The organism is Photorhabdus cinerea (assembly GCF_011189575.1).
GTDB lineage: Bacteria > Pseudomonadota > Gammaproteobacteria > Enterobacterales > Enterobacteriaceae > Photorhabdus > Photorhabdus cinerea.
In genome coordinates this window covers 1-525 of record NZ_PUJW01000146.1, presented here as the reverse complement: position 1 = coordinate 525, position 525 = coordinate 1, and the positions used below count along the sequence as shown (strand labels likewise).

General features: G+C 44.2%; 1 protein-coding gene. It reads left to right on the top strand.

The genetic code is table 11. The features are described 5' to 3' along the window. Window positions 1–515 (top strand): phage baseplate assembly protein domain-containing protein (locus C5469_RS23090; RefSeq protein ID WP_166311048.1); only part of this gene is annotated, 515 nt, incomplete at its 5' end. Window positions 516–525: the final 10 nt, after the last annotated feature.

The following is a 525-nucleotide window of genomic DNA, read 5'->3' as shown; positions in this document are numbered from 1 at the left end:
GTGATAGCGGAAACATTCAAGTTGTTCAGTACCAGACGCCAATCGAGGTTCGGGACAACACGGCAAGGATGGCTGAATTTGGCTTCTCTTCTGCATTGCCAGCCGGGACAGACGTTGTGATTGGTTACTTGGGGGGAGACCGTTCCAGCGCTGTCGTGATTGCCAGCAACAATAAAAAATATCGGCATAAGAATTTAAATCCCGGAGAAGTAGTGCTCTATAACCAATGGGGCTTACATATCTTATTAACCGAGTCAGGGATCACTATTGAAGCCAAAGGCCAGCCAGTGACTATAAATAACGCCACTCAGGTAACAATCAACGCTAGCGAGTCTGTACTTTGTAACACGCCAATTCTAAAAGTGACAGGTGATATCGTTGATAACTGCAATAGCAATTCTTCAACAATGAAACAGTTGCGTGATTCCTATAATAATCATACACATAAAGTATCCGGTGTGGAGTCTGGCGGTTCAACAGTAACAAGTCAGAAAATCGGGGAGCCAGTGAAATGAGTGATATTAC